The following is a 14,193-nucleotide window of genomic DNA, read 5'->3' on the forward strand; positions in this document are numbered from 1 at the left end:
TTTAATGTGTTTGAGGTTTTGGGCCTTGGTTAATAGTTTTACCAACTAAGACTAGAAATAATAAACCTAGTAGCATATACAAAGCCACAAAGCCAAGTAAAGTAAATAAGGTGTTACCAGATGAAACTGTTGGAGAAATACCATCGCTTGTTCTTAATAAACCATATACTAAATACGGTTGTCTGCCTAACTCTGCAACATACCAACCAGTAATATTTGCTATGTATGGAAACGGAACTAAAAACATAATAACCCAAAGTAAAGATTTGGAAGTGTATAGTTTTTTGCGCCATAATAAGAAAAGTGCTAATGCCATAACGCCAATAAATATAGTGCCTAAACCAACCATTATATGATAGGAGTAATACAATGCCGGAATATTATCTGGTAGTTCTTCTTCTTTAAACTGATCCATTCCTGGGATTTGTTTATCCCATTCTTGATGCGTTAAAAAACTTAATACATTAGGTACAGCAATTTTATTGTCTAGTTTTTTTTCTACCATATTTGGCTGACCAATCAATACAATTTCGGCACCAGCTTCTTCGGTTTCAAAAATACCTTCCATAGCTGCAAAAGAAGCTGGTTGGTATTTTGCTACATTTTTAGCATTCCAATCTCCTGTTGGAAAAGCCAATAGAATACTAGAAACCAAACCAAAAACAACTCCTGTTTTTAAGAATAACTGTCCGTATTGGGTTTGCTTATTTCTTAAAATATAAAAGGCACCTATGCTAGCAACAACAAAAGAAGAAGTGACAACAGATGCTAATTGATTGTGCAAGAATGCTGGTAGAAGCCAAGGATTTGTAAATAATGCCGAAAAGTTTTGTAATACAAATTTACCATTGTCTAAAATTTCGTAACCTACAGGATGCTGCATCCAAGCATTGGTTGCTAGAATAAACCAACCACTTGCCCAAGAACCTAAAAAGACTAGAAATCCGGTTAGGAAATGTAGTTTTTGTCCCATTAGTTTTTCGCCAAAAATAAAGAGCGCTAAAAAAGAAGATTCTAAAAAGAAAGAGAACATGCCTTCCATTGCTAGAGTCTGTCCAATAATACCACCTGTTAATTCAGAAAACTTAGCCCAATTGGTACCAAATTGAAATTCCATTGGAATTCCAGTTACAACACCCATTGTAAAGTTGATAGCAAAAATTTTCATAAAAAACTTTGCAGCGTTATTATATTTCTCAATGTTGTTTCTAAGGTATTTCCATTTAAAATAAACTATCAATAACGATAAGCCCATGGTTAATTGTGGAAATATATAATGAAAAGTGATAGTAAATGCGAATTGCAATCTATCGTAAAAGATCATGTCTTCCATACCCTTGTTTTAGACTATAAAAATACGACAGATAGAGCGATTTTGTGTAACATTTATTACAAATATTACATTAAGATTTTTGTGTGTAACTCTCGTTTAAATAATTTTATTTAATGTTATGGAGAAGTGTTTTCTCTGTTGAGAAAATTGAATTGATTTTTTTAGTTAGCAAAAATTATTATTTCATATTTTTTTATAATTATTTTCACAAAATTAAAATTTTTATAGTCAAATTTTATGGATTTCGCTTTTATGAGCTGAGCAAGATATTTTAGCTAACAGATGCATATCTTTGCGGCAAAAATTATACATTATTTATGAAAAAACCAACTATAGGATTTATCGGACTTGGCCTTATGGGCGGAAACATGGTTGAAAATCTTCAAAAGAGAGGATTCGAATTAACAGTAATGGATCTTAATAAAGATGAAGTTGCAAAAGTTATCGCTCGCGGTAATGCTACTGAAGCATCTTCTCCAAAAGAATTAGCTCAAAAGAGTGATATTGTAATGTTTTGCCTTACTACTTCAGCGGTTGTAGAAAAGATTGTTTACGGTGAAGACGGTGTTCTTGCAGGTATTAAGGAAGGTTCTGTTTTAATTGATTTTGGAACATCTATTCCAGCATCTACTATTAAAATAGGGAAAGACCTTGCTGCAAAAGGTGCAGGTATGATTGATGCTCCACTTGGGCGTACACCTGCTCATGCAAAAGACGGTTTACTTAACATTATGGCTGCAGGAGATAAAGATATTTTCGCGAAAGTAAAACCAGTTCTTGACGAACAAGGAGAGAACGTATTTTACCTAGGTGCTCTTGGTGCTGGACATACAACTAAACTGATTAATAACTTTATGGGTATGACAACTGTGGTTGCTATGTCTCAAGCTTTTGCTGCGGCTAAACTTGCTGGTGTAGATGGACAACAACTTTTTGATATTATGTCATCAGGACCATCAAATTCACCATTCATGAAATTCTGTAAAAACTATGCAGTAGATAATGTAAGTGATTTAGGTTTCTCTATAGCGAATGCTAATAAAGATTTAGGTTATTTTGTACAGATGATGAATGACCTTGGTACAACTTCTACAATTGCCGAAGCAACTTCTGGAAACCTTAAAGCTGCTTTAGGTGCAGATATGGGTAGTTTAAATGTTCCTGAAATCTTCGATTATTTCACAGATTTAAAGAAATAGTAGTACGTGAATTTATATTAAAAAATTAAATTTATAAAAAGTAAAAAAGCCAAAACAATATATGTTTTGGCTTTTTTGTATAAATTATATTGGGTGTTTTTTGTTTTTTATTCTCCTTTTTTATTTCCTGAACGAGCTATATCCTATTAAACTCCATATAACAAATAATCCTAATAGACCTATTCTTGCGTAGCCAAAAAACATTGCAAATAAAAGTAATAGGCTAAGTACTAAAGCTATCATTTTTATTCCTTTTACTGTTTTTCCGCTAGATTCAGATTTATTATTAATTAACTGATTTAAAAATATTTCATCAGATTTTTTTAAATAATACTGAATTTGAGATTCTTCTAAACCTTCCTCTTTTAATCTTTTTTTTATTTCGTTAGATCCAAAACCTTTCTTTCTTAATGAAATACTATAATCTAATTTATTCATTTCATTTAAAACTGTTGATAATGTTTAGTCGCTATAAAATTGTTTTAATATTCTATACCAAACATCAAACGAAGTTCGATTATTAATATTAAAAAGTCAAGTTAGTAAAAATGAAAACAGCCAAAACAAAATAGGTTTTGGCTGTTATACTTAAATTAGAGAGAATATGGTTTGTTTTTAAAAACGTTTATTCAGGATATTGATTTTTTAGTTTTTTTGAAGTTTCGTTTAATGTTTCGTTGATATAAAATCGTTTCAATGTTTTATATCATACGTTAAACGAAGTTAGCGTATTTTTTTTGCAAAGTCAAGTTTGTAAAAAGCAAAACAGCCAAAACAAAATATGTTTTGGCTGTTAAATTTATAGTAATAAAATACTGTTTATTTCTGCTCTGCAGTAAGCTCACAAATTTTGCAAATAACTTCGGTAGCTTTAATCATACTTTCTACAGGTACGTACTCGTAGCGTCCATGGAAATTATGTCCACCTGCAAAAATGTTAGGGCAAGGTAAGCCCATATAACTTAATTGAGAACCATCTGTACCACCACGAATGGCTTTAATTAATGGTGTAATACCTACTTGTTTCATTGCTTCTTCGGCAATATCTACAATATGCATTACAGGCTCCACTTTTTCTTTCATATTAAAATATTGATCTTTAATCTCAATTTCAATAACTTCTCTTCCGTATTGTGCGTTTAACTCGTTAGTTAACTTTAGCATGACTTCTTTTCTAGCTTCAAAATGTCCAAGATCATGATCACGTATAATATACTCTAGTTTAGTATCTTCAACTTCTCCTTTTATAGAGTATAGGTGAAAGAAACCTTGGTATCCTTCTGTATGTTCTGGTGTTTCCATACGTGGTAAAGAGTTTATAAACTCTGTAGCAATGTACATAGAGTTTACCATTTTACCTTTTGCATAACCAGGATGCACTATTTTACCTTTTACGGTAACTACTGCTCCTGCAGCATTAAAGTTTTCGTATTCAAGTTCTCCAATTTGGCTACCATCCATTGTGTAAGCCCAATCTGCACCAAATTTCTTTACATCAAATTTATGTGCACCACGACCAATTTCTTCGTCTGGTGTAAAACCAACTTTAACGTCACCATGTTTTATTTGCGGATTAGCAATAAGATATTCCATAGCAGAAATAATCTCTGTAATTCCAGCTTTATCATCTGCTCCTAAAAGTGTTGTACCATCTGTTGTAATTAAGGTCTGACCTTTATATAATAATAAATCGTCGAAATAATCTGGAGATAATACAATGTTTTCTGCTTCGTTAAGCATAATGTCTTTACCATCGTAGCTCTCAATAATTTGAGGTTTTACGTTAGCACCAGTAAAATCTGGAGTCGTATCAAAATGCGAAATAAAACCAATAGTTGGTGTGTCGTGATCTACATTACTAGGTAAAGTTGCCATAATATAAGCGTTCTCATCTATAGTAACATCGCTCATACCAATAGCCTTTAACTCATCTACTAATATATTTGCTAAATCCCATTGTTTTGCTGTACTTGGCGTTGTGTCGCTTTCTGGATCAGATTCTGTATCAACAGTTACATAACCTACAAAGCGCTTTATTATATCTTGTTTTGAAATCATTTTATCAATGTTTTATTTTATGAATTCGAGTGAGTGAACTTAATAACTCTTTAGAGTTTCAAAGTTACAATTATTAAGTTTTTTGGCTTTTGAATTGTTCATCTTTTTTTTTAGAAGTATTTTTGTATAAACATTATTAGATGTACAAATTACTACTAAGGCCATTATTCTTTCTTTTCGATCCCGAAAAAATTCATTATTTCACTTTTTCATTAGTAAAATTCACTTCAAAAATTCCTGGAGTAGCAGCTTTATATAGAAGTTTATTTCTTATTGAAGATGCTAAGCTAGAGCGTAAGCTTTTCGGTTTAACCTTTAAAAATCCAGTAGGATTAGCAGCAGGTTTCGATAAAAATGCGGTGTTGTATAACGAATTAGCAAACTTTGGTTTCGGTTTTATAGAAATAGGAACTGTAACACCAAAAGGACAAGCTGGGAACCCTAAAAAGCGTTTGTTTAGACTTAAAGACGATAAAGGGATTATTAATAGAATGGGTTTTAATAATGAAGGACTCCAAGCTGCCATAACACAACTTAAAAAGAATAAAGGCAAGCTAATTATTGGAGGAAACATTGGTAAAAACACACAAACAAAACCAGAAGATTATACTAAAGATTACCTAGAGTGTTTTAACGCTTTACATCCTTATGTCGATTATTTTGTACTTAATGTAAGCTGCCCAAATGTTGGCAGTCATGCAAAGTTAAATGATAAAGATTATTTGTTAGAACTAATTGGTGCTGTACAAACAGCAAATAAAACATTTGATAAGCAAAGACCAATACTTTTAAAAATTGCTCCAGATTTAAATAACGGACAGCTTGACGAAATTATAGAGTTGGTTGCCGAAACAAACCTAGATGGTGTAATTGCAAGTAATACCTCTAACGATAGATCGGGTTTAAAAGCGTCGGAAGAAAGACTTGCCGAAATAGGAAACGGAGGATTAAGTGGGCAGCCTGTTTTAGAAAAGTCTACACAGGTTATTAAGTATTTATCTGATAAGAGTAAAAAATCCTTTCCAATTATTGGAGTAGGAGGTATACACTCTGCAGAAGATGCCTTAGCAAAAATTGAAGCAGGAGCAGACTTAGTGCAAATTTATACAGGTTTTATATACGAAGGTCCTTCGCTTATTAAAAAAATAAATAAGGCAATCTTAAAAGATTTTTAAGTGAATTACGATACACTTATAGCGTTTATAGTAGCCACTTCGGTATTATCATTATCGCCAGGACCAGACAATATTTATGTTTTAATGCAAAGTATTGTAAACGGAACAAAATATGGTCTAGCAACTGTTTGTGGGTTAATTTTTGGCTGCTTGTTTCATACCACTTTAGTCGCCTTTGGAGTGTCTGCTATTATTAAAGAAAATGATACTTTATTTTTTGCTATTAAATGCTTAGGAGCTGGCTATTTATTATACTTGGCTTATAAGGTCTATAGAAGTGATGCGAAAGTGGATTTAAACAGTGATGCTGTACCTAAAAAAAGCATGTTGCAATTGTTTAAGCAAGGTGTAATTATGAATGTACTTAATCCAAAAGTTTCAATTTTCTTTTTAGCTTTTTTTCCAGGTTTTTTATATTCCGAAACCATAAGTTCTGTAAAACAGTTTTACGTTTTAGGCTTGTTGTTTATGGCAACTTCATTTATAATATTCTCAATAATAGCAATTTTGGCTGGTTCAATTTCTACGTATTTAAAATCTCATAAAAACATAGGCGTTGTTTTAAAATGGTTGCAAATTGTTGTGTTTGTAGGTATCGCAGTTTTTATTTTGTTTTCAGAAAAATAGAGTCATATAATTTAAGAGTTAATAATCACTAGTTTAGGCTTTGCCATTTGGTTTGGGTTTTTAGGTGCATTAATTTTACCATAATCTATAAAGAATAAAGATTTGTAAACGACTAATCTTTTTTATCTTTGAATTTAATATGAAAGACCACGTTAAAGTTATAGAATGTCCAAGAGATGCCATGCAAGGCATAAAAGCTTTTATTCCCACGGAAAAGAAGGTGCAATACATTCAATCTTTACTTCGCGTAGGTTTCGATACTATCGACTTTGGAAGCTTTGTGTCACCAAAAGCAATACCGCAAATGGTAGATACACGAGAGGTGTTATCTCAATTAGATTTAAGTAAAACAACGAGTAAACTACTAGCTATTATAGCTAATACTCGTGGTGCCGAAGATGCTTGTAAACACCCAGAAATAGATTATTTAGGTTATCCGTTTTCCATATCAGAGAATTTTCAAATGCGTAACACGCATAAAACTATAGCACAATCTGTAGTAACATTACAAGAGATTTTAAACCGTGCAGACCAAGTAAATAAAGAGGTCGTGGTTTATATTTCTATGGGCTTTGGGAATCCTTATGGAGATCCATGGAGTGTAGAAATTGTAGGAGAGTGGACAGAGCGCTTAAGTAAAATGGGTGTTAAGATTTTGAGTTTGAGTGATACTGTTGGTACTTCAGATCCAGAAAATATCGACTATTTATTTTCTAATTTAATTCCAGCATATAAAAATATAGAATTTGGTGCACATTTACATACTACGCCAACTACATGGTTCGAGAAAGTAGATGCAGCTTACAATGCAGGATGTAAAAGATTCGATGGAGCCATTCAAGGTTTTGGTGGTTGCCCAATGGCAAAGGACGATCTTACGGGTAATATGCCTACAGAAAAAGTACTGTCTTATCTTACTACAAAGAAAGCTTCTAACTTAAATGCAATGTCTTTTGAGAGCTCTTATAATGAAGCAACAAAGATTTTTACTAAATATCATTAAAAAACAATAGTTATAACTAGCTGTTTAATAGTTGGTTATAATTTATTTCGTTTTTTATTTAAATTTAGTCTAAATAAACTTGCGTAAATTACTTTTCATTTTTATTTTTGAAGTCGAATTACAAGTCTATTTGTAATTAGTCTAAATAACAATAAACAAATTAAAATGAAGAAATTCGTATTAGGATTAGCAACTTTAGCAACATTAGGTTTCACATCTTGTGATAGTGACGACGATGGAGGAACACCTGTAGTAACAAACAACGTAACAGCTCCAGATACTTATGTGTTTGAAAGAGGTGCAGCAAGTACAGTTAGTTTTGGAGGACAAACAACACGTATCCAAATGGCTCAAGAAATTGTTTCTGGATTAGTTAATACTGCTAATACAGAATTAGCTTTAGATAATATGTTTGCTCACGTTGAAAACGCTAACGATTTTACAGATGCAGATCTTAATGCTTCAGATAAAAGTGTAAGAAGTAAAGTAGCAGCATCAACAGATTATTTTGCAGCTAATACTACAGATGCTAACGTTATTAAATCAACATTCGATTTATACATAGAAGACCAAGTAAATACAGTATTCCCTAACTGGGCAACTACAGCAACTTCTGGTGTTGCAGGACAAATACAACAAGCTGGAGGAGGCTCTATACGTTATGTAAACGGAAAAGGTTTAGAGTATAACCAAGCATTTGCTAAAAGTTTAATTGGAGCTTTAATGGTAGATCAAATCTTAAACAACTACTTAAGTACTGCTGTTTTAGATGCAGGAGATAACGTTGCAAATAACAATGCAGATGTTTTAGATGGTGATAATAATTACACAACTATGGAGCACAAATGGGATGAGGCTTACGGTTACTTATATGGTAACGAAGACAATCCTGCTGTTCCTTTATTAGAAGCAGATAAGTTTTTAAGCGAATACTTAGCAAAAGTAGATGGAGATGATGATTTTTCTGGTATTGCTTTAGATGTTTTCAATGCTTTTAAATTAGGTCGTGCTGCAATTGTAGCTAAAGATTACGATGTACGTGATGCTCAAGCTGAAATTATTAGAGCTAAAATTTCTCAAGTTATTGCTGTAAGAGGCGTTTACTATTTACAACAAGGTAAAGCTAAGTTAGGTACAGATATGGCATCAGCATTTCATGCATTATCTGAAGCTTACGGTTTTATTTATAGCTTACAGTTTACAAGAAAGCCTGGTACTACAGAGCCTTACTTAACAAAAGACGAAGTACTATTATTAACAGACGAGTTAATGACAGGAAATGGTTTCTGGGATATTACACCAGCAACATTAGATACAATCTCAGATACAATTTCTGCAGAGTTTAGTTTTACTACAGCACAAGCTGGTAGTTAATAACTTATAAGTTTTAAAATAGTAGACGTTTGTTATAAACGTCTACTATTCTTATTTTTGCGCACTGAAAAAGAAAAAAATATTTATGAAAAAGTTAGCTTACATTTTTACTTTAATGTTACTAGTAGCCGCTTGTTCAGGGTCTGATGATTCTGGTAGTGGTAGTAATAGTACTCCAGATAATTACAATAGAGCTGCTATGCAAACTAACTTGGCAGATAATATAATTATTCCAAGATTTCAAGATTTAAAAACTGGATTAGAAACTTTAGCTACTGTTGGTGATACTTTTACAGCAACACCAAACCAAGCTAATTTAGATAATTTAAGAGCTGCTTTTGTTAATGCATATAAAGATTGGCAATTAGTAGAGCCTTTTAATATCGGTCAAGCCGAAGTTCTACAATACAGTTTTCAAATGAATGTGTATCCTACAACGACTGCAGACATTGAAGCAAATATAGCTAATGGTACTTACGATTTAACAGCAGTAGGTAATAATGATGCTGTAGGTTTTCCTGCCGTAGATTACATGTTACATGGTATCGCTGCTACAGATACAGAAATATTAAATAAGTATGCAACTTCAAATTACGCAACTTACTTAACAGATTTAATTGCACAAATGAATAGCTTAACACAAACTGTGTTAACAGATTGGACAACTAATTACAGAGCTGTTTTTATTAGCAGTACAAGTAATACAGTATCTAGTGCGGTAAATAAATTTATAAACGATTATATTTTCTATTACGAAAAAGGACTGCGTGCTAATAAATTTGGTATTCCTTCAGGTGTGTTTTCTTCAGGTCCTTTAGCAGATAAAGCTGAAGCTGTTTATAACGGAACAATCTCTAGAGATTTATCTATTATAGCGCTTGATAATGTGCAAAACATCTTTAATGGTAAAGCAACAAGTACCTCTCCAACAGGAGATGGTTTTTATAACTATTTAATTGAATTAGATAGAGCAGATTTAGCAGAATTAATTAATACAAGAATTGATAATGCTAGACAAAAAATACAAGTTTTAAATGCGGATTTAAAAACGCAGGTTGAAACAGATAACACAAAAATGACTGAAGCTTACGATGCATTACAATTAGTAGTAGTATCTTTTAAGGTAGATATGCTACAAGCGTTTAATGTAAGCGTAGATTATGTTGATGCTGATGGAGATTAATTTTAAGGAACACTAATTTTATTAAAGGTTGATTTTTAAATCAGCCTTTTTTTTGCATTATGAATTTTAGCCTAAAAACATATTTAAATAAAACTACAGATGCAGCTCCTTTGGCTGTGTTCAGGATTGGTTTTGGATTAATGATGTGTTACGGTATGATTCGTTATTGGTTAAAAGGATGGATTGAAACCATTTATATTCAACCACAATTTCATTTTAAATACTACGGATTCGAATGGGTTAAAACCTTAGGTGATTATACTTATTTGCTATTTTTAATCTGTGGTTTGTCTGCCTTTTTTGTAGCTATAGGTTATAAATATAGATTGGCAATTATTACTTTTTTTATCAGCTTTACGTATATAGAGTTCATGGATAAAACCACGTATTTAAATCATTATTACTTTATAAGCATACTTAGCTTTTTAATGATTTTTTTACCAGCAAATGCAACTTTCTCACTAGACAATTATACTTCAAAGATTAGTTATAAAACTATCCCGAAATGGACTATTGATGGTATAAAACTACTTTTAGGCATCGTTTATTTTTATGCAGGATTGGCTAAGATAAATAGCGATTGGCTACTAAAAGCGCAACCTTTAAAAATATGGTTGCCTTCTAAATACGATTTACCACTTATAGGCGATACGCTAATGCAACAAGAATGGTTTTATTATGCTATGAGTTGGACAGGTATGCTGTACGATTTATTGATTCCGTTTTTCTTATTATACAAGCGTACTCGAGTTGTAGCCTTTATAATGGTTGTCTTTTTTCATGTATTTACACGAATACTGTTTCCAATCGGGATGTTTCCGTTTGTAATGATTGTAAGTGCATTAATCTTTTTCGATGCTTCATTTCATCATAAAATAATAAGCAAAATCAAGTCGTTACTGGCATTTACTTCCGCGAAAGCGAAAAATATAGACTATAAAACCGTTTACAAAGTACGGTACAGCAAATTATTGCTACCAATGCTTGGATTGTTTTTTGTGGTGCAATTGGTGTTTCCGTTTAGGTACCTATTATATCCTGGCGAATTGTTTTGGACAGAGGAAGGTTATCGTTTGTCTTGGCGCGTAATGCTAATGGAGAAAATGGGTAACACTACTTTTAAAATTAAAGATGGAGAAGGCAACTCGTTTCTAGTGAATAACTCAGATTTTTTAACGCCTTTACAGGAAAAACAAATGAGTTTTCAACCGGATTTTATTTTAGAATATGCACATTATTTAGGTAATCATTTTACCAAACAAGGTCATAAAGGCGTAGAGGTATATGCTAAAAGTTATGTGGCTTTAAACGGCAGATTAAGTCAATTATTTATTGATGAAAGCGTAGATTTGTACCAAGAAAAAGAATCGTTTAAACATAAACACTGGATTTTACCATTTACAGATGAAATTAAAGGACTATAGCTTACTAATTATAACATTGCTAATCACTTTTGTAACAGTTGCTCAAGAGCAAATTACAGGTGTAATAGTAAATGAGCAAGGAGAGAAACTTAAAGACGTTGAGGTTTACGGTAAAAACTTAGGTCTTTTAGCGAAGTCTGATGCTAATGGATTTTTTAAAGTTGAAATAGAAGAAGAAAGTATTGTTTTAACTTTTTTTACATACGAATACAATGTACTTGAGCAAACAATTACTGTTAGCGAGAATAAAAATGTAAAAATAACTTTATTGCCTTTTGCAGAAACAACTTTGTCTGAAGTAGAATTAACCTCTAGAAAAGCACAAGCATTTAGTTTAAAACGCTTAAAAGATGTAGAAGAAACTGCTATTTATGCTGGTAAAAAGACAGAGGTGGTTTTAATAGACCAATCTATGGCGAGTTTAGGTACAAATAATGCAAGACAATTATACAGTCAAGTAGCAGGTTTAAATATTTACCAAAACGACGATGCTGGTTTGCAGTTAAATATTGGTGGTCGTGGTTTAGACCCTAATAGAACAGCCAATTTTAATACACGCCAAAATGGTTACGATATTAGTGCCGATGTTTTAGGATACCCAGAAAGTTATTATTCTCCTCCAGCTGAAGCTTTACAAGAAATTCAGATTGTTAGAGGTGCTGCTTCTTTGCAATATGGAACACAATTTGGAGGTTTAGTTAATTTTAAAACAAAAACACCAAATACTAAAAAACCATTAGAGGTAATTACTAGAAATACTATTGGTAGCAATGGGTTGTATACTAACTTTACTAGTGCGAGTGGTACTAAGGGTAAGTTTAGTTACTACACTTATTTTAATTATAAAAAGGGAGATGGATTTAGAGATAATTCTAACTTCGAATCTAAAAATGTATTTGCACATTTAGGTTATCAGTTTAATGATAAAACTAAGGTAGAAGGTGAGGTTTCTTATTTAAGATATTTAGCAAAACAAGGTGGAGGACTAAACGATTCTCAATTTGAAGAAGATCCATACCAAAGTAATAGAGAACGTAACTGGTTTCAAGTAGATTGGTTGTTGTATAATTTAAAATTATCGCATAAATTCTCTGAGGATACTAATTTTACTTTTAATGCCTTCGGATTGAATGCGTCTAGAAATGCTTTAGGTTTTAGAAGTAACCGTGTAGACCAACCAGATGCTAATGGTGTAAGAGATTTAATAAAAGGCGAGTTTAATAACTATGGTTTCGAAACACGATTACTAACCAATTACAGTCTTTTTAATAAAAAATCAATTGGTTTAATTGGTGCTAAGTTTTACAAAGCTGAAAACACATCGGAACAAGGTCCAGGAAGTGATGGGTCTGATGCTAATTTCGATTTTCAATACGATACGTTTCCAAATTATACTAATCAGTCAGACTTTACTTATCCTAATCTAAATGTTGCTGTTTTTGGTGAGAACATTATCTATTTAAACGATAAGTTATCTGTTACACCAGGATTTAGATTTGAATATATAAACACGCAAAGTGATGGTTTTTTTAGACGAATAAATACAGATGCTGCTGGTAATGTTATTTTAAATGAAAAAAATGAAGATGCATTAACTAGAGAACGTTCTTTTGTGTTATTAGGTTTAGGACTAAGTTATAAACCAGGGACTAATTTTGAGTTATACGGAAACGTTTCGCAAAACTACCGTTCTGTTACTTTTTCAGATATTAGTATTGTTAATCCAGCATTTACCATTAATCCAGATATTGATGATGAAAACGGTTTAACTGTAGATGCCGGAATTAGAGGAAAAATAAACAATAAAATATCTTACGATGTAAGTGCCTTTAGCCTTTTTTATAATGATAGAATTGGATTTGTACAACGTGTAGCGTCAGATACTAGTGTAAAGAGCGAACGTGGCAATGTTGGTGATGCTGTTTTATATGGAGTAGAGAGTTTAGTGGAATTTAATTTAGAAAGTTTATTCCTTAATAACAAGGATTATATCTTTAATTACTTTGTTAACGCCTCTTTTGTAGACTCTGAATACACTAAGTCTGATGAGAATGGAGTAGAAGGTAGTAAAGTAGAATTTATACCTAATTATAACATTAAAACAGGAATAAGATTTGGTTATAAAGACTTCTTATCTAATATTCAATATACATACTTGTCGTCTCAATTTACAGATGCAACAAATGCTGTTGAAGGTAATTTAAGTGGTGTTATTGGAGAGATTCCTGCTTACAATATTCTAGATGTATCACTATCTTATAAATACAAGAAGTTTAAGCTAGAAGCAGGTGTAAACAACCTTTTAGATACAGCGTATTTTACTAGACGAGCAACAGGATATCCAGGACCAGGAATTATACCATCGGCTAATAGAAACTTCTATACAACGTTAGAAATTAAGTTTTAAAAGCGTGCTTATTTTAAAACAGTCTAAATACAAACTGTTGATTTTCAGTGTGTATTAAGTGTTTTCGAGATGTGATTTTCTTATATTTAAGAAGTATTAACTTAAAAACAAGAAATTATGTCGATAAGAATAGGAAATAGTTGTGTTAATTGTCAGAGTTTAACTGCTAACGAAGTCTGTAAAGTACATGCCGTAAAAGTAAGTGATAATTATACTTGTGACAGTTTTGAAATGAAGGCTTCTTTAAAAAATGATCCCAATTGTAGTTCTTGTGCACGTTTTGAATCTTCAAACTGTGCAAACCCACAAAAGGCAGCACCAGGAATGTTATGTTCGCAATGGGCTCCGCAAAATGCTCAAGCTTAATTTTTAATAATAGTTTAAATAAAAAAAGACCACTTTTTAAGTGG

General features: G+C 32.0%; 12 protein-coding genes. 9 read left to right on the top strand and 3 right to left on the bottom strand.

Annotated elements, in window-relative coordinates; genetic code table 11:
- Position 1: 1 nt before the first annotated feature.
- The gene (locus tag Q0935_RS09430) at positions 2 to 1,333 is read right to left on the bottom strand and encodes a cytochrome ubiquinol oxidase subunit I (RefSeq protein ID WP_299385186.1); all 1,332 of its coding nucleotides are present in this window, start codon (positions 1,331 to 1,333) and stop codon (positions 2 to 4) included.
- Between the two features lie 317 nt (positions 1,334 to 1,650).
- Between Q0935_RS09430 and Q0935_RS09435 the strand changes: the two genes are divergently transcribed.
- Positions 1,651 to 2,532, top strand: coding sequence for an NAD(P)-dependent oxidoreductase (locus Q0935_RS09435; protein WP_299385189.1), 882 nt, complete (start codon positions 1,651 to 1,653; stop codon positions 2,530 to 2,532).
- A gap of 120 nt (positions 2,533 to 2,652) precedes the next feature.
- On the opposite strand, the gene Q0935_RS09440 is transcribed toward Q0935_RS09435, so the two are convergent.
- Both Q0935_RS09440 and pepT read right to left on the bottom strand, forming a co-directional pair.
- The gene (locus tag Q0935_RS09440; RefSeq protein WP_299385194.1) at positions 2,653 to 2,970 is read right to left on the bottom strand and encodes a hypothetical protein; all 318 of its coding nucleotides are present in this window, start codon (positions 2,968 to 2,970) and stop codon (positions 2,653 to 2,655) included.
- A 381-nt stretch (positions 2,971 to 3,351) separates the two neighbouring features.
- Positions 3,352 to 4,590 carry a peptidase T gene (gene pepT, locus Q0935_RS09445; RefSeq protein ID WP_299385198.1) on the bottom strand — a complete coding sequence of 413 codons (1,239 nt, stop codon included), beginning with the start codon at positions 4,588 to 4,590 and terminating at the stop codon, positions 3,352 to 3,354.
- A gap of 140 nt (positions 4,591 to 4,730) precedes the next feature.
- On the opposite strand from pepT, the gene Q0935_RS09450 reads away from it, so the two are divergent.
- From Q0935_RS09450 to Q0935_RS09485, 8 genes are all read left to right on the top strand, one after another.
- Positions 4,731 to 5,765, top strand: coding sequence for a quinone-dependent dihydroorotate dehydrogenase (locus Q0935_RS09450; protein ID WP_299385202.1), 1,035 nt, complete (start codon positions 4,731 to 4,733; stop codon positions 5,763 to 5,765).
- A complete protein-coding gene (locus Q0935_RS09455) occupies positions 5,766 to 6,392 on the top strand; it encodes a LysE family translocator (protein ID WP_299385206.1) in 627 nt (208 codons plus the stop codon).
- Positions 6,393 to 6,531: 139 nt separating this feature from the next.
- The gene (locus tag Q0935_RS09460) at positions 6,532 to 7,395 is read left to right on the top strand and encodes a hydroxymethylglutaryl-CoA lyase (RefSeq protein ID WP_299385209.1); all 864 of its coding nucleotides are present in this window, start codon (positions 6,532 to 6,534) and stop codon (positions 7,393 to 7,395) included.
- Between the two features lie 165 nt (positions 7,396 to 7,560).
- Positions 7,561 to 8,769 carry a DUF4856 domain-containing protein gene (locus Q0935_RS09465; RefSeq protein WP_299385212.1) on the top strand — a complete coding sequence of 403 codons (1,209 nt, stop codon included), beginning with the start codon at positions 7,561 to 7,563 and terminating at the stop codon, positions 8,767 to 8,769.
- A gap of 85 nt (positions 8,770 to 8,854) precedes the next feature.
- Entirely contained in the window at positions 8,855 to 9,952 is a 1,098-nt protein-coding gene (locus Q0935_RS09470) for an imelysin family protein (protein ID WP_299385215.1), read from the top strand.
- Between the two features lie 59 nt (positions 9,953 to 10,011).
- The gene (locus Q0935_RS09475; protein WP_299385220.1) at positions 10,012 to 11,376 is read left to right on the top strand and encodes an HTTM domain-containing protein; all 1,365 of its coding nucleotides are present in this window, start codon (positions 10,012 to 10,014) and stop codon (positions 11,374 to 11,376) included.
- Entirely contained in the window at positions 11,357 to 13,783 is a 2,427-nt protein-coding gene (locus Q0935_RS09480; protein WP_299385224.1) for a TonB-dependent receptor, read from the top strand. Before Q0935_RS09475 ends, Q0935_RS09480 begins: the two co-directional genes overlap by 20 nt.
- Positions 13,784 to 13,900: 117 nt before the next feature.
- Entirely contained in the window at positions 13,901 to 14,149 is a 249-nt protein-coding gene (locus Q0935_RS09485; RefSeq protein ID WP_055435337.1) for a hypothetical protein, read from the top strand.
- The last annotated feature ends 44 nt before the right edge of the window (positions 14,150 to 14,193 follow it).

Origin of the sequence: uncultured Lacinutrix sp. (genome assembly GCF_947500605.1) — a bacterium.
In the GTDB taxonomy this organism is placed as follows: Bacteria; Bacteroidota; Bacteroidia; order Flavobacteriales; family Flavobacteriaceae; genus Lacinutrix.

Coding starts and splice junctions, on each gene's coding strand:
- Q0935_RS09470 (WP_299385215.1), top strand. CDS start 8,855: ATGAAAAAGTTAGCTTACATTTTTACTTTAATGTTACTAGTAGCCGCT.
- Q0935_RS09440 (WP_299385194.1), bottom strand. CDS start 2,970: ATGAATAAATTAGATTATAGTATTTCATTAAGAAAGAAAGGTTTTGGA.
- Q0935_RS09430 (WP_299385186.1), bottom strand. CDS start 1,333: ATGGAAGACATGATCTTTTACGATAGATTGCAATTCGCATTTACTATC.
- Q0935_RS09480 (WP_299385224.1), top strand. CDS start 11,357: ATGAAATTAAAGGACTATAGCTTACTAATTATAACATTGCTAATCACT.
- Q0935_RS09475 (WP_299385220.1), top strand. CDS start 10,012: ATGAATTTTAGCCTAAAAACATATTTAAATAAAACTACAGATGCAGCT.
- Q0935_RS09485 (WP_055435337.1), top strand. CDS start 13,901: ATGTCGATAAGAATAGGAAATAGTTGTGTTAATTGTCAGAGTTTAACT.
- pepT (WP_299385198.1), bottom strand. CDS start 4,590: ATGATTTCAAAACAAGATATAATAAAGCGCTTTGTAGGTTATGTAACT.
- Q0935_RS09450 (WP_299385202.1), top strand. CDS start 4,731: ATGTACAAATTACTACTAAGGCCATTATTCTTTCTTTTCGATCCCGAA.
- Q0935_RS09460 (WP_299385209.1), top strand. CDS start 6,532: ATGAAAGACCACGTTAAAGTTATAGAATGTCCAAGAGATGCCATGCAA.
- Q0935_RS09465 (WP_299385212.1), top strand. CDS start 7,561: ATGAAGAAATTCGTATTAGGATTAGCAACTTTAGCAACATTAGGTTTC.
- Q0935_RS09435 (WP_299385189.1), top strand. CDS start 1,651: ATGAAAAAACCAACTATAGGATTTATCGGACTTGGCCTTATGGGCGGA.